Source organism: Winogradskyella aquimaris, assembly GCF_042676105.1.
GTDB classification, from domain to species: domain Bacteria; phylum Bacteroidota; class Bacteroidia; order Flavobacteriales; family Flavobacteriaceae; genus Winogradskyella; species Winogradskyella aquimaris.
In genome coordinates this window covers 619,233-639,534 of record NZ_JBHTJQ010000016.1, presented here as the reverse complement: position 1 = coordinate 639,534, position 20,302 = coordinate 619,233, and the positions used below count along the sequence as shown (strand labels likewise).

Annotated in this window: 20 protein-coding genes; all 20 read right to left on the bottom strand. The window is 36.8% G+C overall.

The genetic code is table 11. The features are described from left to right. Positions 1 to 6 precede the first annotated feature (6 nt). Positions 7 to 2,265 carry a heavy metal translocating P-type ATPase gene (locus ACFQ1K_RS12870; protein ID WP_320554349.1) on the bottom strand — a complete coding sequence of 753 codons (2,259 nt, stop codon included), beginning with the start codon at positions 2,263 to 2,265 and terminating at the stop codon, positions 7 to 9. A gap of 194 nt (positions 2,266 to 2,459) precedes the next feature. Continuing rightward, positions 2,460 to 4,427 carry a heavy metal translocating P-type ATPase gene (locus ACFQ1K_RS12865; protein ID WP_320554350.1) on the bottom strand — a complete coding sequence of 656 codons (1,968 nt, stop codon included), beginning with the start codon at positions 4,425 to 4,427 and terminating at the stop codon, positions 2,460 to 2,462. 58 nt (positions 4,428 to 4,485) lie between these two features. After that, positions 4,486 to 4,899 (bottom strand): Fur family transcriptional regulator, encoded by a 414-nt coding sequence (locus ACFQ1K_RS12860; RefSeq protein ID WP_320554351.1) that lies wholly within the window; start codon positions 4,897 to 4,899, stop codon positions 4,486 to 4,488. Positions 4,900 to 4,901: 2 nt separating this feature from the next. Continuing rightward, on the bottom strand, positions 4,902 to 6,107 hold the full coding sequence (locus ACFQ1K_RS12855) for an efflux RND transporter periplasmic adaptor subunit (RefSeq protein ID WP_320554352.1): 1,206 nt from the start codon (positions 6,105 to 6,107) through the stop codon (positions 4,902 to 4,904). A 4-nt stretch (positions 6,108 to 6,111) separates the two neighbouring features. Continuing rightward, positions 6,112 to 10,446: a CusA/CzcA family heavy metal efflux RND transporter gene (locus ACFQ1K_RS12850; RefSeq protein WP_320554353.1), complete on the bottom strand. Its 4,335-nt coding sequence runs from the start codon at positions 10,444 to 10,446 to the stop codon at positions 6,112 to 6,114. A gap of 95 nt (positions 10,447 to 10,541) precedes the next feature. Then, on the bottom strand, positions 10,542 to 10,853 hold the full coding sequence (locus tag ACFQ1K_RS12845; RefSeq protein WP_320554354.1) for a DUF6660 family protein: 312 nt from the start codon (positions 10,851 to 10,853) through the stop codon (positions 10,542 to 10,544). A 54-nt stretch (positions 10,854 to 10,907) separates the two neighbouring features. Next, a complete protein-coding gene (locus ACFQ1K_RS12840; RefSeq protein WP_320554355.1) occupies positions 10,908 to 11,114 on the bottom strand; it encodes a GDCCVxC domain-containing (seleno)protein in 207 nt (68 codons plus the stop codon). Continuing rightward, positions 11,114 to 11,743 carry a mercuric transport protein MerTP gene (merTP, locus tag ACFQ1K_RS12835; RefSeq protein WP_320554356.1) on the bottom strand — a complete coding sequence of 210 codons (630 nt, stop codon included), beginning with the start codon at positions 11,741 to 11,743 and terminating at the stop codon, positions 11,114 to 11,116. The genes ACFQ1K_RS12840 and merTP overlap by 1 nt, the downstream gene beginning before the upstream one ends. Position 11,744: 1 nt before the next feature. Next, positions 11,745 to 12,116 (bottom strand): ArsR/SmtB family transcription factor, encoded by a 372-nt coding sequence (locus tag ACFQ1K_RS12830; protein ID WP_320554357.1) that lies wholly within the window; start codon positions 12,114 to 12,116, stop codon positions 11,745 to 11,747. Positions 12,117 to 12,428: 312 nt separating this feature from the next. Further along, positions 12,429 to 12,992, bottom strand: coding sequence for a DUF305 domain-containing protein (locus tag ACFQ1K_RS12825; RefSeq protein WP_320554358.1), 564 nt, complete (start codon positions 12,990 to 12,992; stop codon positions 12,429 to 12,431). A 149-nt stretch (positions 12,993 to 13,141) separates the two neighbouring features. After that, entirely contained in the window at positions 13,142 to 13,708 is a 567-nt protein-coding gene (locus tag ACFQ1K_RS12820; RefSeq protein ID WP_281138995.1) for a helix-turn-helix domain-containing protein, read from the bottom strand. Positions 13,709 to 13,713: 5 nt separating this feature from the next. Beyond that, positions 13,714 to 13,908: a hypothetical protein gene (locus ACFQ1K_RS12815; protein ID WP_087524320.1), complete on the bottom strand. Its 195-nt coding sequence runs from the start codon at positions 13,906 to 13,908 to the stop codon at positions 13,714 to 13,716. 39 nt (positions 13,909 to 13,947) lie between these two features. Beyond that, complete coding sequence (locus ACFQ1K_RS12810) at positions 13,948 to 15,750, bottom strand: efflux RND transporter periplasmic adaptor subunit (protein ID WP_320554359.1); 1,803 nt, start codon at positions 15,748 to 15,750, stop codon at positions 13,948 to 13,950. A 4-nt stretch (positions 15,751 to 15,754) separates the two neighbouring features. Continuing rightward, complete coding sequence (locus ACFQ1K_RS12805; protein WP_320554360.1) at positions 15,755 to 16,465, bottom strand: PepSY domain-containing protein; 711 nt, start codon at positions 16,463 to 16,465, stop codon at positions 15,755 to 15,757. Between the two features lies 1 nt (position 16,466). Next, positions 16,467 to 17,048, bottom strand: coding sequence for a DUF2911 domain-containing protein (locus ACFQ1K_RS12800; protein WP_320554361.1), 582 nt, complete (start codon positions 17,046 to 17,048; stop codon positions 16,467 to 16,469). Between the two features lie 6 nt (positions 17,049 to 17,054). Next, positions 17,055 to 17,537, bottom strand: coding sequence for a YybH family protein (locus ACFQ1K_RS12795; protein WP_320554362.1), 483 nt, complete (start codon positions 17,535 to 17,537; stop codon positions 17,055 to 17,057). Between the two features lie 21 nt (positions 17,538 to 17,558). Beyond that, positions 17,559 to 18,110: a potassium channel family protein gene (locus tag ACFQ1K_RS12790; protein ID WP_320554363.1), complete on the bottom strand. Its 552-nt coding sequence runs from the start codon at positions 18,108 to 18,110 to the stop codon at positions 17,559 to 17,561. Between the two features lie 533 nt (positions 18,111 to 18,643). Continuing rightward, positions 18,644 to 19,189 (bottom strand): DUF3347 domain-containing protein, encoded by a 546-nt coding sequence (locus ACFQ1K_RS12785; RefSeq protein ID WP_320554364.1) that lies wholly within the window; start codon positions 19,187 to 19,189, stop codon positions 18,644 to 18,646. A gap of 16 nt (positions 19,190 to 19,205) precedes the next feature. After that, positions 19,206 to 19,658: a heme-binding domain-containing protein gene (locus ACFQ1K_RS12780; RefSeq protein WP_320554365.1), complete on the bottom strand. Its 453-nt coding sequence runs from the start codon at positions 19,656 to 19,658 to the stop codon at positions 19,206 to 19,208. Then, positions 19,659 to 20,276 carry a DUF3347 domain-containing protein gene (locus ACFQ1K_RS12775; RefSeq protein ID WP_320554366.1) on the bottom strand — a complete coding sequence of 206 codons (618 nt, stop codon included), beginning with the start codon at positions 20,274 to 20,276 and terminating at the stop codon, positions 19,659 to 19,661. Between the last annotated feature and the right edge of the window lie 26 nt (positions 20,277 to 20,302).

Here is a 20,302-nt window from a genome sequence, read left to right as displayed (position 1 = left end):
TTAATATTAAAGTTTTATCCTTTTTAACCTTAAGCTATTTGCAACTACAGAGACACTACTAAATGCCATTGCTGCACCTGCAATCATTGGGTCTAATAAAAAGCCATTTATCGGGTATAGCACGCCTGCCGCTATCGGAATACCAATAATATTATAAATGAATGCCCAAAACAGGTTTTGACGGATGCCCAGTACCGTTTTTTTTGATAGTGCCAATGCTTTCGGAATGGATTGTAAATCTGAGGTTATCAATGTCATTTTTGCAACATCCATCGCAATATCGGACCCTTTGCCCATAGCGATACTTACATCGGCTTGCGCCAAGGCGTGGGAATCGTTGATACCATCGCCTACCATAGCTACTATTTTACCATCAGACTGCAATTTTTTCACAAAGGCTGCTTTATCCGATGGCATTACTTCCCCTTGGAAATTTGCTATTCCCACTTGTTGGGCTACGGCTGATGCTGTCTTATTATTATCACCTGTTAGCATATAGACATCAATGTCCCTTTCGTGAAGTGTTGCAATGGCTATTTTTGAAGTTTCCTTTATTTTGTCTGCAATAGCAAGTATCGCTAATACATCTTTTTCATTTCCAAAGAATATGACGGTTTTTGCTTGCTCTTCAAGACTTTCTGCTGTTTGCATCAAGGAAGCATCAATTTGTATATTCTTCTCAAGCATTAATTTATGGTTTCCAACATAGTATTGTGAGCCATTTTCTGTTTTAGCCTGCACACCTTTACCCGTAATACTTTCAAAAGAAGCAATTTCAACTTTTTCAATATTTTCTTCTTTAAAATGATTAACAACTGCTTCTGCCAAGGGGTGTTCCGATTGGGCTTCTATTGCTAACAAGAACTGTTTTAAATCAACCTTATTTTCAAGTGTACCTTTCCAATGTATATCGGTCACCAATGGTTTTCCCTCGGTAATAGTGCCAGTTTTATCAAGGATGATAGCATTAACTTTATGACCGAGTTCTAAACTCTCGGCATCTTTTATAAGGATATTATTTTCGGCACCTTTTCCAATTCCCACCATAATAGCAGTAGGTGTAGCCAACCCTAAGGCGCAAGGACAGGCAATGACCAATACAGCGACAGAAGTCAATAAAGCTTGAGAAAACGCATTATCACCTCCCATAGACATCCATACGATGAAGGTAACAATGGATATTCCCAATACGATAGGAACAAATATTCCAGCAATTTTATCGACCAATTTTTGTACAGGTGCCTTGCTGCCCTGTGCTTCCTGTACCATTTTTATGATTTGGGAAAGCAGGGTTTCGCCACCTACTTTTTCTGCAGTAAATTGAAAACTACCTTTTTGGTTGACGGTGCCAGCAAACACCTTCTCTTCTCTGGCCTTTTGTACTGGAACAGGTTCACCCGTAATCATACTTTCGTCTACATACGAGCTCCCTTTTACAACTTCTCCATCAACAGGAATCTTCTCTCCAGGGCGTACCAAGATGGTCTGACCAACTTGGACTTCGGAAATCGGAATCTCCTTTTCTAAGCGGTTCTCAATAATCTTCAACGTTTTGGGCTGTAATCCCATCAGTTTCTTTATTGCGGATGAAGTGTTCGATTTTGCCCTTTCCTCCAATAATTTTCCAAGGGAAATAAAGGTAATGATGACCGTGGCTGCTTCGTAATAGACGTGGGGTTCAATGCCACGGCTTAACCAAAACTCTGGAAAAAGGGTATTGAAAACACTGAAGAGAAAGGCAATCCCTGTACTTAAAGCCACCAAGGTATCCATATTCGCCTTGCCACGTTTGGCCTGTTTGAAAGCATTGATAAAAAAACTACGCCCATACCAGAAAAGAATAGGAATAGCCAATACCAAAGAAATCCACTTACCAGGTTCCCATTGCATAAAGAACATTCCAAGTATGAATATGGGCAGCGTCAGAATAGCTGACCAAATGGTACGGTTTTTAATGTCTTGGTAATGCTTTTGCTGAAGCTCTTGTTGTGCTTCCACTGGGTCTTCTGCATCGATAAGGATATCATAGCCCACTTCACGCAGTGCGTTCTGAAGTTTTTCTTCAGAAATGGTTTCATCGTAATCGACTAAAATCGAATTGCTGGCAAAATTTACGATGGCCTTGTTTACGCCATCGGTATGGGAAAGAATCGACTCAACACTGCTGGCACAGGCGGCACAGGTCATACCCGTAACTGGAAAGGATTTTTTTATGCCTGTTTTTTGTTCTTTGGGTTTGGTGTCGAATATATTGGTTGCTTCCATTTATTAATCCGTTTTGTATTTCACAAATTTCGGAATAGAACACGGGAAAACTGTTACGTTATTCGCTGAAAGAGTTGTAAAATTTGCTCATTCATTTTCTTTTATTAGTTGGTTTCTAATACCTCTTTAAATTAAATTATTCAATATACCAACCATGCTTTAAAAACATCTTCTCTGTGCGCTTTTTTTGTATGTTAACTCCAAGTCATTCTTTGCAATCTGACCGCATTTAATATAGCTAATAACGCCACTCCAACATCGGCAAATACGGCTTCCCACATCGTGGCCAAACCGCCAGCGCCGAGGATAAGAACAACTACCTTCACACCAAACGCCAATCCGATATTTTGCCAGACAATCCTTCGGGTGGAACGACCGATGTTGACCGCCCTGGCAATCTTACTCGGTTGGTCGGTCTGGATGATGACATCTGCCGTTTCAATGGCCACGTCACTACCCAAACCGCCCATTGCGATACCTACATCGCTTGCAGCAAGTACGGGCGCATCGTTTATACCGTCGCCCATAAAGGCTACGGTCGTATCGGGTTGAGTTTTGAGTTTCTCGACTTCGTTCAGTTTATCTTCCGGTAGCAGACTGCCTTTCGCCCAATCGAGATTCAACTCTTCGGATACCTGTAAGGTAATGGAATCCTTGTCGCCGGATAGCATTATGATTTTGGAAATTCCTGCTTCACGAATTTGCTTTATGGCTTGGTGGGCATCTTCCTTCAGTTCATCAGCAATGGTCACGTATCCGGCAAACTTTCCGTCGATGGCTAGCATTACGATGGATTCGACTATGGTATCGGTCTCAGAGGGAACTTCGATGCCGTTGGAAACCATCAGAGCTTTATTGCCTACCAATACCTGCTTTCCGTTGACCGTACCTTTCAAGCCCTTTCCAGCAACTTCGGAAACTTCGGTTGCTTCAAAATCGGCACCATCTGCCTTATATTCCAGAATTGCCTTTGCAATGGGATGGGTGGATTGCTCTTCCATTGCCATCAGGTATTGCATAAATTCTGCTTCCCCTTCGACTGCGCTAAGGGCAGGCGCGAAATTATTTTTGGTGACCACTTCTTTAATCTTGAAGACTCCTTTGGTAACAGTACCAGTTTTATCCATCACAACTGTATTCACTTTGGTCATCGCATCCAAAAAGGATGCACCCTTGAATAGTATCCCATTGCGGGATGCCGCACCGAGACCACCGAAATAGCCTAACGGAATTGAAATAACTAAAGCACAAGGACAGGAAATCACCAAGAATATCAAGGCACGATATAACCAATCCCTAAAGACGTAATCATCCACAAAAAGATAAGGCAAAAAGGTCAGACCGATGGCAAGGAAAACCACAATGGGCGTATAAATCCTGGCGAATTTTCTAATGAACAGTTCCGTCTTAGATTTTCGGGCGGTGGCGTTCTGCACCATATCCAAGATTCGCGCGATGGAACTATCCTTAAATTCTTTGGTAGTCCTTACTTCAATGACCCCGTCCAAGTTGATACTTCCCGCATAAACTTTTTCGCTCTTAGTGATGGTATCGGGTTTACTTTCGCCTGTTAACGCTGCGGTATTTAAAGACGCTTTTTCAGATAGCAGCATACCATCCAATGGTATTTTTTCACCCACACGTATTTGGATTTTTTCGCCTATTTCGACACTTTCAGGATTGACACTTTTATAATCACCATCTCGAAAAACATTGGCTTCCTTTGGTCTTACATCCAATAAGGCCTTAATGTTTCCTTTAGCTCTATTAACTGCTGCATTTTGAAAGAGTTCGCCCACTGCATAAAATAACATCACCGCAACGCCTTCGGGATATTCACCTATTATAAATGCCCCAATAGTTGCTATAGACATTAAAAAGAACTCTGTAAACACATCGCCCTTTTTTATGCTTTCCCAACCTTCTTTAACTACCGGAAAACCAACAGGTAGATATGCTATGCCGTACCAAATTATAGGAAGCCAATCCTTAAAAAAAGAAACATCAAAATAGTCTAATCCTATTCCAATAATAAGCATTGTAAAACTTATAACGGCAGGAATGTATGCTTTAAATTGACTTGAACTTTTATCATGATTGTGACTATGCGCTTTGTTTGAATTAGCTTTTAAATCTCGCAGATTTATTTTCTTTTTTTTCATTTTTTATTTGTCTTAAATTCAAAGTTCCGTAAAAAAGGGATGCAATAGAAGTGCATTATTAACCGCTACATTTATCGCAAATACCTTTTACTACCAAGTTTACATTTTCGGAAACAAAACCTTCAGGAACCTTGATTTGTGGTATTTTATGGTCTGTTAAGCAAATGGTTTCACCACAATTAGTACAATGAAAGTGTAAGTGTAAATCGGTTTTAATATCACAATTGCAACCTTGTTCGCAAAGGGCGTATTTGGTAATACCTGTACCATCGTCTATTTGATGTACAATATCCTTTTCTTCAAAGGTCTTTATTGTTCTGTAAAGCGTTGTTCTATCTGCTTTTCCAAACGCATTTTCAATATCACTTAATGTTACTGCGACATTCTTTTCTGCAAGAAACTTATAAATTAGCAACCGCATTGCTGTTACGCGAATATCTTTTGACTCTAATAATTGTTCTATTGTTTCCATAATTAATGAGCGTGTTCTGCTTCTCCTTTTTTCATTTCTGCTATAAGGTAATACGCATTATTGTAAGCAAACTTGGTATTAGCGGATACTTCTTCTGAAAAAGTAACTGCAATCCAAACTCCATCTTTTTCTCCAGTTATTACTTCTACAGGCTTAAAAGCCCAAGTTTCACCTTCTTTTTCTACCGTAAAAACAAAAAATCTATCGCCATCTTTTACAATGGCACTTTCGGGCAATGCCTTTGTTAATGCACTATCGGTTTGTATTCTTCCTTGAATGTACATACCTGGAATGAGATTACCTGATTTATTTTCTATTTCGGCGTGCACGTGAACCGCTTTAGGGTTGTCTTCAAAGGTTTTGCTTACCGAGTAAATCTCGGCTGTAAGTTCTGTATGTGGTATGGATTGCACACTAAAAGTTACCTTTTGCCCTTGTTTTACTTTGTAAACATCTTTTTCAAACACCATTAAATCTGCGTGAACGTGATGTGTATTTACAATCTCGAACAGTTCAGTCTGTGGTTCTACATATTGTCCTGTTTTAACCTCTACTTTTTGCACAAATCCTTCAATGGGGCTTCGTAGTGGAATTTGTTGAGCGATACTCCCATTACGAACTGATGCTGTATTAATATTTAAAATACTTAATTGAGCTGCCAAACCATTTACTAATGCCGTTGAACCTTTGTATTCTGCTTCTGCTTTTTGGAAATTAGCACCAGATCCTACTCCTGCATCGTATAATTTTTTTTGGCGTTCGTAATTTTTCTTTAAAAGTTCGCTATTGCTATAAGCGTTTAGGTAATCGGTCTGTAAGGCTATAATATTTGGATGTGACAAATAAGCCACTACCTCACCTTTTTCAACTTTATCTCCCTCAATGACTTTTATGGATGTTACATTTGCTCCTATAACAGAAGTAATAGCAGCTTCGTTTTGGGGTGGCACTTCCAATGTGCCGTTTGCCTCAACATAACCACTCATATTGCGTAAGCCCAAGGTGTCTATTTTCATTTTTAAGGCATCAAACTGTTGTTGATTAAGTGTTACTTCGCCTTCTTCGTGGTGTTCTTCATTTTCACTGGTTTGTTCTGTTTTATCGTGAGAATTCCCATTATTTTCTGATTGGTCTTTTTTATTGCCACAAGACACCATAAAAAGTGTTATTAAAATAACGGCGATATATTTATATGATATTGTTTTCATTTTATTATTGGTTAAAATATTGTAGTTGAAACGTACTTTCTAAATAATTGATTAAAGCGTTTTGAGCTTCCAGTTCTGACTGTACGGCTTCTTTTACCAATTGTGTAAAGGTAGTATAATCTATTTCTCCTTCCTTATACGCCAACAACGCTCCTGATTTCTGGTTTTTGGTTAAAGGTAATACTTGTGTTTCGTAAAATTCCCAAGACAGTTTCCATTTTAAATAATCTTCTTTTGCTTGTGCATATTGTGATTGTAATTCTTGTTTTTTGAATAGCAAATTACTTTCTGCAATAGCATTGTCAATTTTTGCCGATTTAATTCGGGCTTTGTTTGAACCTGACAGGAATGGAATGGAAATTCCTGCTTGATAGGTATAAAAACCTGAATCGCCATTAACTTTTTGTAAACCACCTTGAAGGTTCAATTTTGGTAAATTATCGGCTTTTGCCGCTCTCAATTCTGCTTCGCTGACATTCAATTGATTTTCTGAAACAGCAACCATTGGATGTTCATTTGTTGATAAGCTATCAGTTTCAATCGTTGTAATGTTTTCCAATTCTTCTGATACAGTATAAATTTCGTCATCAAACAACCAAAGATTTAACTGTTGGATAGCTATAAGATAATCCCTGTATGCCTGTGCTTTTTTATTCTGAATTTGAAACACTTGGTTTTTTGCTGCTGAATACTCCAATTTAGAAATGGCTTCCACTTCAAAGTTCAGCGTAACTGCTTGTTCAAAATTACCATAGATGGAATCAAGCTCTTTGTACAACTGAAAGTTTCTCATAGACTGATAACATTTTGCCCACGCTTTTTTTACTTCCAGTTCTACCTCCAATTCAGATAATTGTACTATTTTTTGTGACAACACAATGCGTTGTTGTTGCAGTTTTCGTTTTGCTCCGATTCCAAACACATCCATGTTTGATTGTCCAACACCGACCGTTGTGTAGATTCCTGTTCCATCTTTGACTTCTTCACCACCTGTAAAGATTTGAGTAGAACCAAAATCGTATGCCGTAGATTTTAGGTTTTCTTGTTTGGTAACTTCCAATTGTTTTTGTTTCAATAGTGGATAGTTCTTTTTAGATAAAGCAACAGCTTCGTTCAACGAAATTTTAGGCAAGGTATCCGTGATTTGTTGTGCATTACTTCGAGTTGAAAACACCAACATTAAAACCAGTACTGCGGTTGCACTCACTATTTTTTTGTTTGGCTTTAACCTAAACGATTTATTCTCAACCCAATGATATAAAATAGGCAATACAAATAAGGTGAGTAATGTTGAAGTCAATAAACCACCAATAACTACCGTTGCCAACGGACGCTGAACTTCTGCACCTGCCGATGCTGAAACAGCCATTGGTAAAAAGCCCAATACATCTGTAAATGCTGTTAGCATAATAGGGCGTATTCTTCGCTTTGTACCTTCCAAAATCCTTTCTTTTAAATTGGTGACACCTTCTTCTTTCAATTCATTTAGGCCACTTATCATAACCAATCCGTTTAACACGGCAACCCCAAACAATACAATAAAACCAACACCTGCCGAAATGCTAAATGGCATATCACGCAACCATAAAGCCACCACACCACCAATGGTAGCCATTGGAATAGCAATGTATATCATTAAGGTTTGTGGTACTGATTTTAAAGCAAAGTATATCAGTACGAAAATAAGTAGTAAGGCAATAGGTACTACGGTTTGTAAACGATTGCTGGCACGTTCTAAATTTTCAAAAGCACCGCCATAGCGTACAAAATAGCCAGATGGCAATTCCAATTGTGCATCTAATTTGGTTTTGATTTCACCCACCAACGATTTTACATCACGTCCTCTTACATTGATACCTACATAGGTTCTGCGGTTGGTATTGTCCCTGCTTATTTGCATAGGCCCTGCTTTATAGGATATATCCGCTACTTCACGAAGTGGAATTTGTGTCCCCGAAGGCAAATTGATAAACAGATTTTGAATATCTGATATATCCTTACGGTTGTGTTGGTTTAAACGGACCACCAAATCAAACCGCTTTTCTCCTTCAAAAATCACACCTGCATTACCTCCGGCAAATGCCGATTGCACCATTTTGTTAAGTGTGTTGATTTGAAGTCCATATTGCGCCAACTTATTTCTATTATAATTTATAGTCATTTGAGGCAAACCTGTTGTGGCTTCGGCTTTCATATCACCAATTCCAGGTGTTCCTGCAATTATTTTAGTGATTTCTTCTGCTTTTTGGGATAAGACCTCGATGTCTTCGCCGTACAACTTAATGGCAATATCTTCTCGTACCCCTTCAAGCAACTCGTTAAAGCGCATTTCTATAGGTTGGGTAAATTCATAATTGACTCCAGGAATAATTTCAACAGCTTCTTTCATTGCTTCAATAAGCTCGTCTTTTGACTCTACCGTAGTCCATTCGCTTTTTGGTTTTAGGATTACAAATACATCTGCTAAATCCATAGGCATTGGATCGGTGGGTATTTCGGCTACACCAATTCGACTAACTATTTTTTCAACTTCCGGAAATTTTTCCTTTACTATTTGCTCTATTTTGGTAGTGGTTTCTATTGTTTCAGATAACGAGCTACCCGGTTTTAAAATGGCGTGGAATGCAATGTCGCCTTCATCGAGTTGTGGGATAAATTCACCTCCCATTCGGGTAAACATAAAGACTGTTACCGCAAATAGTGCCACAGCAATTCCTACAATCCATTTTCCTTTTAAGAGTGCTCTTTGCAATAAAGGTTTGTATTTATCTTCAACCCAATGCACAAATTTATCACCATAAGATAATTTATCATTTTTTGGTGTTCTCAATACCAAAGCAGACATCATTGGTACGTAGGTAAGACACAAAACCATAGCTCCCAACATAGCGAAAATAAAGGTCAATGCCATTGGTTTGAACATTTTCCCTTCAATACCTTGTAAGGCTAAAATGGGAAGAAATACAATAAGTATAATCAACTGACCGAAAAAGGCAGCGTTCATCATTTTTTTTGAAGCTGATGCTGCTACTTCATCACGTTCTTTGGCGGTTATTTTTTTCTTTTTAAGTACTTGTGAAGCGATAAGGAATACCGTAGACTCCACAATAATCACTGCGCCATCTACAATAATACCGAAGTCTATAGCTCCTAAACTCATCAGGTTTGCCCATACGTTGAATACATTCATTAAAATAAATGCAAACAGTAACGATAGTGGAATGGTTGAAGCTACAATTAAGCCACCTCGCCAATTACCCAACAAGAAAATGAGAACGAAAATAACGATTAAAGCCCCTTCAATAAGGTTTGTTGCAACCGTTGATGTCGTTTCTACAATTAACTTACTTCTGTCTAAAAGTGGTTCAATAACAACACCTTCTGGCAGGGACTTTTGTATTTGAACCATACGCTCTTTAACATTGGCAATCACATCATTTGAATTTGCACCTTTAAGCATCATTACCAAGCCACCGACAACTTCTCCTTCGCCATCTTGTGTTAATGCTCCGTAACGAATAGCTGCACCAAATTGAACTGTTGCTATATCACCAATGGTAATAGGCACATTATTAATGGTTTTAACCGTAATTTTTTTAATGTCGTCTAAACTTCTTGCCAATCCTTCCCCTCGTATAAAATTAGCCTGATGGTTTTTTTCGATATAAGCACCACCTGTATTTTGGTTGTTGGCTTCGAGGGCTTCAAATACATCTGTAATGGTAATCCCAATAGATTTAAGCTCGTTAGGGTCTACAGCAACTTCATATTGTTTTATTTTACCTCCAATAGCGTTGACCTCGACAACACCAGGAACCATTGCCATTTGGCGTTGTACAATCCAGTCTTGCATTGTACGCACATCTGAAATGAAATATTTATCTTGATATTCTGGTTTTACTTTTAATGTGTATTGGTATATCTCTCCCAGACCTGTGGATATAGGCCCCATTGTAGGTTCTCCAAAACCCGCTGGAATTTGTTCTTTTACTTCGTTGAGTTTTTCAGCAACCAATTGCCTTGGAAGATATGTACCCATATCATCACTAAATACAATGGTGACTACTGACAGACCAAAGCGTGAAATTGAGCGAATTTCTTCCACATTAGGCAAATTGCTCATTGCCACCTCAACAGGATAGGTAACTATTTGCTCAATATCTTCTGTGCCTAAATTTGGGGATTGTGTTATTACCTGAACTTGGTTGTTGGTAATATCAGGAACAGCATCTATGGGTACTTTTGTCATACTCCAGATACCTGCTCCAATAATGGTAAGCGTTAGCAAACCAATAATAAATTTGTTATTTATTGAAAAATCAATGATTTTATTAATCATAAGAATGGTTATAATGAATTTATAAATAGAGATAAGCAACCTATTTTAAAATGGGTTACTTGAATTTATAAGATACCTGCATAGGCAGGCATTCATTAAACCTGTGGTGGCTGTAAAAGGGTGGTATTGAAGTCTTTTTCAAGACCATCAAAATAATAGAAAGGTTGTGTTGGAATAACAGTATTAGATACACTGTAATCTGCAACCTTAAAATGTATCACGTGAATATGACAACAATGGCATTGGCAAAATGGTGAGCATAGATCTGCCCCTTGATGTTGATGGTCGTTGTCTAACGCTTGAGAAATTTCAGTTTTAACCTCATTATCAGGGATACCATTATCTTCACAAGGCATTAAATTGAGCCCAAAGATATAAATAGATAATATGAGTGCTAACACTTTCATTGAGACAAAGATAACAAAATTTCGGTGCAACAGGGTTGCAAAATTATAATGCTTTTAGCAACAACTTTTATTATTTTGAATAGACGGACAAGCAATTGTTCCATACGAACAATAAACACAACAATCACCTTCTTTTGGTCGTAATACTTTTTTACAATTCTCACACTCGTAAAAGAATTGACAAGACTCCGTTGGCATTTCCTCTATTTTTTTATGCCCGCAGTTTGGGCAAGTTATTTCTGATTTTAACTGGACTTCCATTAGTTTTCCTTTTTGTTGGTTACTTTATAACCTGTTGCGTTAATTGCTTTCTCGATTTCCGTTTCATTAGTTTTTGTTTTGTCAAACTCAACGATTGCATTTCCGTTTTCGTAGGATGCTTTTGAGTTTACAATTCCGTTGAGTTTGTTTATTTCGTGGTTTACGTGTTCTTCACAACCCGTGCAGGTCATTCCGCTGATTTTATATTCAGTGGTTTTAATGTCTGATTTGTCAACTACGATTATTTGCTTTTCTGTATTTGAATAAAAAATCCCTGAATAGTATGGGAAAGCCAACATTATTATAGCAAATAGGGTTACTATTCCTAAAAAGATTTTTGATTGAATAAATTTAGGCCTTCCTGCCTTGCCAGCAGGCAGGTCATCTGTCTCACATTCGCAGTCAATTTCTTTTTGGGGTTTTAGTTTTTGATACCAAGCAAAACCAAGCACCAAAATCGTTAGCCCTATTAAATAAGGTCTGAAAGGTTCTATCCAAGAGAAAGTTGAGGCAATTCCGCTTGTGCCAGCAATCAATGCCAAAACTGGGGTTATGCAGCATATTGATGCCGCTATTGCTGAAATTATTCCAGTGTACGCTACTGTATTTGATGATTTTTCCATATTCATTTTATGCTACTTTTTTGTTTTCTTTAAGCCTGCCGAAAATTCCTTCCAATACCTCGCTTGAATCTTTGACCAAAGAGTAATACAACGTTTGACCATCTCGTCTCGAAGAAATCAATCCGGCATCCTTCATCTTTCGAATGTGTTGTGAAATTGCTGGGACACTCATTTGCAGTATATCTGAAAAATCACAAGGACAAAGCTCACCTTCCTCGTTCAACAGGAATAGAATCTTTAGTCTGGTTTCATTACCTGCCAGGGCCAGTACCTTGCCAACACTATTGATTAATTCTGAGCTTGTATTCAAAGTGTTACGACAACGCATCAACTGCTTCTGGTCTGCCTCGGCACGGGTGCAACTTAATTCAAGAGCCATAATTAAAATTTTAGCAAATTTATACTTATATTATTATTTAAGCAAATGCTTAAATAATAAAAGCTAACAAATCATTCAAATTAACTATAACTTAAAATCTCAAATGTTATATTCTAAAAGTAAATGTAGTTTTTGGGAAATAATCAATCTACCATTCTCGTTAAGAATCTTTTGCAGGCTAGCAATCATTTTTTTTGAATCCATCAACCTCTAAAAGAAAAAAGATTTTCAACCTCTAAAGCCTTTCCCTAATTCGAAAGATTATTTAAGGTAAATCCTTTTTCTTTTAATCGATGATGTATACTTATGTTTTTAATCGTTTAGATTTTTTGTTTCCTCGGTAAGCGAACCTTCAAATTTGGGAATTGGGCGATTCTTTCTCTCCTCTTCTGTTTCCACTATTCCATTTTCCTTAATGTCATTGATTAACCATTGCATTTCCATTATTTCCCTACGTTGCGCCTTGATGATTTCATCGGCAATTTTCCTTACCCTGACATCTTTTATTTTAGAACGTTCGCTAGTTAAAATAGCTATAGAGTGATGGGGTATCATTCCTTCCATATAGTCAACACCAGTAACTGTTACTTGACTTCGGACTAGCCAAATCCCTCCTGCAATCAATAAAATCCCTAGACTCAAAATCATAATATTCTTGTTTCTCTCTTTGTACATATTTAACATATACAGAAGCATAATAATGACCATCGACCCACCCATAATCAGGGTCATAAAAAAACGGGTCTCACTGTACCAGAAATGGTCAATAATCTGATACGAGTGTGTGTACATCAAAAAGAACATCGCAACCATTGAGGTGCCAATCATTGCGAAAAATTTTAAATAATTATTTGGCTTTTTTTCGTTGTTTTCCATAGTTTATATTTTTGGTTATTTTAATTAATTTAATTCATTAAAATAAAGATTTATACAAAACAAGTATTTGCTACAATAGGTAATACTTTAACTCATTTAAAACACTAATCGATTTTACCACATAAAAGTGGCATTGAACTCTCAATATCCTAAAATTCATCAAGCGATTTTCTGTTCTTATCTCTATTATTTTTAAACTGTGTAGGTGTCATTCCCGTAACTTTTTTAAACTGATTACTTAAGTAAGCAACGCTACTATAGTTTAACTTAAAAGCTATTTCGCTTAAGGTTAACTCGTCATAAACGATGAGTTCTTTAACACGCTCAATTTTTTGGTTAATGATATATTGTTCAAAAGTGATACTCTCTACTGATGAAAAAAGTGAGCTTAAATATTTATAGTCCAGGCGCAATTTTTCACTAATAAAGTCTGTCCATTTAATGTTCAAATCTTCTGATGAGTAATAAATTTTGTCTACCACCAAGGTTTTCATCTGTTCTATAAGCTGACTTCTACGGTCGTTGATTAAACTGAATCCAATATCTTGAAGTGCTTTGGAAAACTTGTTTTTATTTTCCACGCTTAAAGATTTTGTTAATTCAACTTCTCCCAATTTTATTGAGCTATATGGTATCTTCAGTTCTTGCAAAATATTAGATACCGCAGAGATACATCGCGGACATACCATATTTTTTATGTGAACTTTATAACTCATTTTTTTTAGAACAACTTTATCCCAGCTTTTGAAAGTGAATAGAAATACGCTGCAATAGCGGCTATAATAAATATGATGATTAGGGCCAATATTCCAATAATTCTATCTTTTTTAGTGATATTGTTCTTAGTTCGGCGCTTATTTCTTTCAGCTTTTCTCCTATTTCTTCTACTCTCACTCATCATCGCTCTTCTTACCATTGCATATATTTCTTTATGGAACTCTTATTTAAGGCTGCCCTATTCTATGGCCTCCCTTACTTCACCACATTTTAACATTGCTTCTCCGTAATACGGATTGCGAATTTCTTCTTCAAGGCTTAACCAATAGGCACCTTTATTGTTATCTGCCATAGGGCAATACTCGCTAAAGACTTTTTGGTTTACGCCAAAAAGTTGCACAGCACTTATCATATGTGCAGAAAGGTGCTTAAAATGTCTTCTTTGTGCCGCTATATCTGAATTGTTTTCAATAGCATTTGCAGAATTTTTTACCTCTTTTTGGATTGTCATCCAATGGTTATGTGCTTCTTCATCGGACAATAATTTCATATTTACTTTTGCTAAATTCTGACTTATTCTCTTTGCAGCAGTTTGTGCTTCTTCAGAGTTGTCATCAACTAGAGCATCCTTTAATAGAATATAGCCATCAAAAACCTCTTTTAATTGGCTCTGAAATTTATTAGGAACTTCAATTCTCTTGTTCATCTCTGAATGATTGGTGCTGTTCATCTTTTCCCCTGAACCGTCATTTTGCATTCCTAGATGGCCTTCGTGTCCTGTCATAGTTTTTCCCCCTTCAGCATTCATCATTGATTTTTTGCCTTGTAACTGAGCAGCAGCATCTACAGTGAATGTTCCATTTGTCACTACTTCATCACCATTTACAAGTCCCTCAAGAATGGTATAACTCTCACCATTGGTATTACCCAATAAAACTTCTCTCATTTCAAAGACAGGTTCGTTCGGTTTTGTTTTAACATAAACTACAGACCGTTTTCCTGTCCACAAAACAGCGGTAGCAGGAACGGTTACTGCACTTTTAGAACCCGATTGAATGCCTTCAATCGTACCTTCAACAAACATTCCCGGTTTAAACTTATCCTTCTTATTATTTAGTACTGCTCTTACCACTATTGTTCTAGTTGCAGAATTGAGCAATGGGTCTATAAATGAAATTTTAGCATCAAAAACTTCATTACGGTAGGCATTTGTCGTTATTTTAATGGTCTGACCTTCTTTTAATAATGCTATTTGATTTTCGTAAGCATCAAACTCCGCCCAAACGGTGTTAAAATTTGCTATCTTATATAAAGGTTGTCCTTGCTTAACGTAGTCACCTTCTTCAACCATTTTATGAGTTACCGTACCTGAAACAGTAGCAAATACAGGGAAATATTCTTGCACTTTTCCAGCAGATTCAATAGCGTTAATCTGTTTCTCTGATAGCTTCCATAGTTTAAGTTTATTTCTTACAGCCTTATAAAGTTCTGGTTGCGATTCTTTAAGCGAGGAAGCCGTTAGTAGTTCTTGTTGTGCAGCAACTAATTCTGGTGAATAGATAGTAGCCAAACGTTGTCCGGCACCTACACGTTCTCCTGTAGAATTAACGTATAATTGCTCTATTCTACCACCAAAGTAGGTAACTTGTACCGCATTAGATTCTTCATTGGGCCTAATCTTACCCGATAGCTTTAATGAGTTATCACCCATTTGTCCCTGCCCTACAACAGAGGTTTGAATATTAGCCAAGGCCATCGCATTTTCTGTCATTTTAATCTCATTAGCATTGAGGCCATCTGCGCCTGCTTCTGCTGGTATTAAATCCATTCCGCAAATAGGGCAATCTCCTGGTTCCGGTTGCATAATCTGTGGGTGCATCGAACAAGTCCACATTTGGTTAGTAGCGATTTCCTCTGAGTGGTTGTGACCATCCATAACTGTGTTTGTTGCTGTATCAGCAGAACCTCTACCGAAAATTAGATAGCCACCAAACAGGCCAACAATTACCGCAACGCTTATGTAAATAATGTTTTTATTCATAATATTACTTTTTTGTTCTCTTATTTATTTTTCTAATTGTAGGTGATGATGTATACCAAAGTAAAAAACCACTCAATACGGTTATTAATCCCAACAATGAGAATGCTCTTAAAACAATGGTATTAAAATTATCTCGTCCTTGATAATCCATAGTATGTGTCATCCATAAAAAATCGAACCAACGCCAATCGCGATGACGTACTGTTTGAAACGCTCCATTTTTAATTGCCACATAAGCCTTAAGATTTTCATCAGTTTTGTATGAAATCTCATAAGCCGGCAGAGGTCTTCCCCTGTATTCGTGGTGGTCGCTTACTGATTCAATTCTTTGTATTTTATCTATTTTTAAATCTGACAACATATAGCGCTCAGCTACTTTGATTGCTTCTTGTTCGGTAATTTCATTCTTTTTGTTACCTGAAACAGCATTGTACAAGTTGTTTTCATTTATCCAATAATAAGGTTCGCCAGCTATTTCCAAGAGTTCTAAGTTTTGAATTGGCTCCTCTAAATTTAGTTGAGCAGTACCTAACAGGTTACTAAAGGACGTTTGTTTAGGTTTCTCTTTCTTAAACTGGTCTCCGTGGATATCATCAATATCTGTCCAACTAAAATACAGCCCACTAATCGTCCACATTAGGAATTGAATCCCAATAAAAAGACCTAAATAGCGATGTACTTTTCTTATTTTTAATGCTGTATGTCTATTGACCATCTTATTGGTTTATTTTGAAAGGAAAACTAATTGTTATCTTTTCCCAAGCAAGAGAAATAGTACCTTCTGTTTCGCTTAACTTATTTACTTTATATTCTAAATGCTCTGTAATTTTGTCCGAAATACTTGGCGTCACTTTAAATCGTATCACATCATCATTAGCATCATAATCGTCTTTCCCGTGCTGATTCCAATTTTTATTTATCATTATAGTCCAATCCTCTTTTGAAGGAATCGTGAAAAATCCATATTTTCCTTTTGGAAGCACCTCACCATTTATAACTAAATCCTTATTTGTTTCAATCCACGTTGCCATATGTGCTCCAGCTTGCCAAATAATATCATAACCAACTAATCCACCAAAAATGATTCGTCCCCTAACTCCAGGTGAAGAATAGTCTATGTGAATATGTGCATCTCCAATCATTGCCATAGCCGATGTATGAGGGCTCAATACTTTTTTTGGTGGTTCGGGTGCTGTTGTTTCTTTTGGCTGTTCTGGCAATGGCTCGGTTTTCTTCTCTTTACAATTCGTAAAAAGAAGACCAAACAATACGATACCTAAATAAATATATCTACTCATTGGTTGTTACTTCGTGTTTCTTGATGAAGAATGTGTTTTAATAATTTTCCATTCGCCATCCATTTTCTTTAAAATTGAGGTTGCTACTCCCTTTTTCTTAATAGTTCGGGACTTACCTTTTTCGTCTGGATTTAATACGATGGTATAAACATAGGTTTCTGTAGTAAATGCGTAGGGTGCATCTACTTTCACATCGATTTTATAATCTGAAAAAGTAAAACTTTTAAAGTGCCCCAGTTCTGGACCTAGATGGTGTTCTATGTAATGCTCATAGGTACCCTCAATACCGCCTGATTCATATACCTCGGAATCTTTTGCAAACAACTCAAATGTGCCTTTGGTAGTGAGATTTTGCAATGCATCTTTGTACGATTTCATTATTTTTAGAACAGCTTCTTTATCTGTTGTACTCCCTGCATTTTGGCTAAAGATTTGGCCAGTGGTAAACAGAAGTAGTATTAGGGTTGTTACTAGTTTAAGTGTTTTCATAATTTTAGTTTTATAATGTTTTTATTTATTGACGTGTATTCTATTAATGTTGGCAATACCAAAAACCAAAACCAAAAAGCTCAAGAGAACCTCCACAATTACCAAGAGTTTACCAGGAATTGTTAATGGCACTATATCTCCAAAACCAACAGATGAAAAAGTGATTAGGCTGAAATATGTAAACTCAAAAAACTCTTTAAATAATGAACCTTCAAGTGATGCTGCAGACTTAAAATTTTCTGAATTCAATACGTACAACGCTAGATAATCTGCTGAAAACGAAAGGATAATCAAGATAATTAATACAACAAACAATGTAAGAACGTGCGTAAGCTGATGGCTTTCGCCTATTATTTTACTTAACTGTATAAAAGTGAGCCTAACAATGAATATCGTTTTGACCAAGGCTAACCCAACAATTAAAAATGGCAGCAATAAGTTATCAGAATTTTCATTAACCCATAATACATAACTTAAGGACAAAAGCGTAACTAAGCCAGCAGTGAACACTACTTTTTTAAAGAGCTGTTCGTAAAACCCTGTGTCTTTAGGTATGTTGGTTATATCTTCCATATTCATTGTGTTCTAATCAAATAGTTGAAGTGCCAACGCGCCACCAATTATTACAATCAGTATTGCATACAGTATGTAATTAAACCATCTTCTAACAGCAGATTTTTCTGCTTTGTGGTGGCATCCGTCTTTACAACAGTCTTTCATCGTTTTAAATTCTAATTCTCACTTCAAATTCCAACTATTAATACTTGAAAATGAGAGTTAAACTCTATCCATCAATCAAAAAACAGGTTTCACTCCCATAATCAAGTACTTTTAAAAGAATTTCTCCTTTTCAAAAGTTTGTATTTTGCCCAATAAAGGAAGAGGGATACTATAATTCTAGGGGAATTTAATCCCTCTCACTTCTTAACAGGCTGCTATTAACCAAATCAATCTTTCTTTTTCTATTATCTTGTGTCTGACACGGGAAGGAATTAACACTAACCATCAACATTTTCCTTCCCATGACAGGACTTTTAACTATCCTAACAACCTGGTATCTTCTATCCTCTGTTAACTAACAAACTATCGTGATAGGTAGATTGCATCTATTGAATAGTTTTTTGAACTTTTCCACATTTTAGCATTCTACTCCCGTAGTATGGATTTCTCACTTCTTCTTTAGTGCTTAACCAAGCACTACCCTTATCATACATTGGGCAAAACTGTTGGTACAGCTTATTCTTTGTGCCCGTAATAGCTACTATATCGGTAATATCCCTACTCAACACTTTAAAATGCTCTCTTTGATGAGCTATTTCACTTTTTGAAATATGTTCTGCGTGCTCTGTGGCATCCTCAATAATATCAGTCAATTCTTTTTGCTCTTTAGCTGTATAGTTAGACTCGTCGAACGCTTTCAGTGAAGCCACCAATTTAGTGCTTGCCTCAACTGCTTTTTCTGAATCATCTGCTACCAAAGCATCTTTTAAGCTGAAATAATCACTTAAAATTGCCTCTGCTTTTGTATCACCTTTCATATCCATCATCTTATCGTGATTATGATTGTGACCCATTTTTTCTTTTTCCTGTGCTGTAGTAAAAGAAACTACCAACAAAAGCATCACTGCTACACTGATTTTTAAATTTTTCATTTTATCTTTTTTTTAATTATAAACTGTCTTTTAAATTTTCCATATACTTAACAACCTTCTGGGTTTCTTCTTCAGAAAAAGTGGCCTCCGTGTGAATTAAAGTATAGGAAGCCATAGGCATTTCACCGCTTTCAATCTGTTTAATGATGGATCTTAACTTGCTCTTTTTTCTTCTGTTTGATAACGAATCCCACTCATTGAAATTCAATTCTGCCTTACCTTTTTTGATATGATCTTCCAAAAACCAAGCAATGGGTTGTACTTTATTGTACCAAGGATATTGCGTGTTGTTACTGTGGCAATCATAGCAGGAAGTCTGCAACTTGCTCTTGATGTGGTCTGGCACAGAGTTGACCAACATAAAATCAGTTTTTGGGACGACATCGCTTTGGTTACGCTCCGTGGGAACAAACTGTATGCCCACAAACGCTACCAATAAAACCACTGCTATGATTTTTGCAATTTTCATCTAATTGATTTCTTTTTGCACCTTACCACAGCTTAACATTTTACTTCCGTAATATGGGTTTTTGATATCTTCACTCATACTCAACCACGCACTTCCACCGTCATACATTGGGCAAAACTGTTGGTATAAGGTATTTTCTGTTCCTGTTATGGCAATCATATCGGTAATATCCTTGCTCAATATTTTGAAATGTTCCCGTTGATGGTCCATAGCACTTTCGGCAATGTGTTCGGCGTGCTCAATGGCATCCTCAAAAATGTCGTTCAATTCACTTTGTTGTTCAGCCGTATATTTACTGCTGTCAAAAGCTTTTAAAGAAGCGACCAAGGTTTTTCCTGCATCGGCTGCCTTTTTTGTATCATCGGAAACCAAGGCATTTTTCAATTCAAAATAATCTTTAATGATAACTTCTGCTTTGGCATCCTGATTGTTGTTTGACATCATTTTATCTGAATTGCCCATCTCATCATTGCCCATCATTTCATTGTGCTCCGTTTTATCGGTATCGTGGTGACCATCGGCATTGTTGTGTTCATTTTTGTTCTCTTTACAAGACACTGCCGTTAAGGTTATAAAAGCTATCGCAACTATACCTAATGTTAATTTTAATTGTTTCATCTTCTTTATTGTTTTTAATTGTTTTA

Coding starts and splice junctions, on each gene's coding strand:
- ACFQ1K_RS12870 (WP_320554349.1), bottom strand. CDS start 2,265: ATGGAAGCAACCAATATATTCGACACCAAACCCAAAGAACAAAAAACA.
- ACFQ1K_RS12865 (WP_320554350.1), bottom strand. CDS start 4,427: ATGAAAAAAAAGAAAATAAATCTGCGAGATTTAAAAGCTAATTCAAAC.
- ACFQ1K_RS12860 (WP_320554351.1), bottom strand. CDS start 4,899: ATGGAAACAATAGAACAATTATTAGAGTCAAAAGATATTCGCGTAACA.
- ACFQ1K_RS12855 (WP_320554352.1), bottom strand. CDS start 6,107: ATGAAAACAATATCATATAAATATATCGCCGTTATTTTAATAACACTT.
- ACFQ1K_RS12850 (WP_320554353.1), bottom strand. CDS start 10,446: ATGATTAATAAAATCATTGATTTTTCAATAAATAACAAATTTATTATT.
- ACFQ1K_RS12845 (WP_320554354.1), bottom strand. CDS start 10,853: ATGAAAGTGTTAGCACTCATATTATCTATTTATATCTTTGGGCTCAAT.
- ACFQ1K_RS12840 (WP_320554355.1), bottom strand. CDS start 11,114: ATGGAAGTCCAGTTAAAATCAGAAATAACTTGCCCAAACTGCGGGCAT.
- merTP (WP_320554356.1), bottom strand. CDS start 11,743: ATGAATATGGAAAAATCATCAAATACAGTAGCGTACACTGGAATAATT.
- ACFQ1K_RS12830 (WP_320554357.1), bottom strand. CDS start 12,116: ATGGCTCTTGAATTAAGTTGCACCCGTGCCGAGGCAGACCAGAAGCAG.
- ACFQ1K_RS12825 (WP_320554358.1), bottom strand. CDS start 12,992: ATGGAAAACAACGAAAAAAAGCCAAATAATTATTTAAAATTTTTCGCA.
- ACFQ1K_RS12820 (WP_281138995.1), bottom strand. CDS start 13,708: ATGAGTTATAAAGTTCACATAAAAAATATGGTATGTCCGCGATGTATC.
- ACFQ1K_RS12815 (WP_087524320.1), bottom strand. CDS start 13,908: ATGGTAAGAAGAGCGATGATGAGTGAGAGTAGAAGAAATAGGAGAAAA.
- ACFQ1K_RS12810 (WP_320554359.1), bottom strand. CDS start 15,750: ATGAATAAAAACATTATTTACATAAGCGTTGCGGTAATTGTTGGCCTG.
- ACFQ1K_RS12805 (WP_320554360.1), bottom strand. CDS start 16,465: ATGGTCAATAGACATACAGCATTAAAAATAAGAAAAGTACATCGCTAT.
- ACFQ1K_RS12800 (WP_320554361.1), bottom strand. CDS start 17,048: ATGAGTAGATATATTTATTTAGGTATCGTATTGTTTGGTCTTCTTTTT.
- ACFQ1K_RS12795 (WP_320554362.1), bottom strand. CDS start 17,537: ATGAAAACACTTAAACTAGTAACAACCCTAATACTACTTCTGTTTACC.
- ACFQ1K_RS12790 (WP_320554363.1), bottom strand. CDS start 18,110: ATGGAAGATATAACCAACATACCTAAAGACACAGGGTTTTACGAACAG.
- ACFQ1K_RS12785 (WP_320554364.1), bottom strand. CDS start 19,189: ATGAAAAATTTAAAAATCAGTGTAGCAGTGATGCTTTTGTTGGTAGTT.
- ACFQ1K_RS12780 (WP_320554365.1), bottom strand. CDS start 19,658: ATGAAAATTGCAAAAATCATAGCAGTGGTTTTATTGGTAGCGTTTGTG.
- ACFQ1K_RS12775 (WP_320554366.1), bottom strand. CDS start 20,276: ATGAAACAATTAAAATTAACATTAGGTATAGTTGCGATAGCTTTTATA.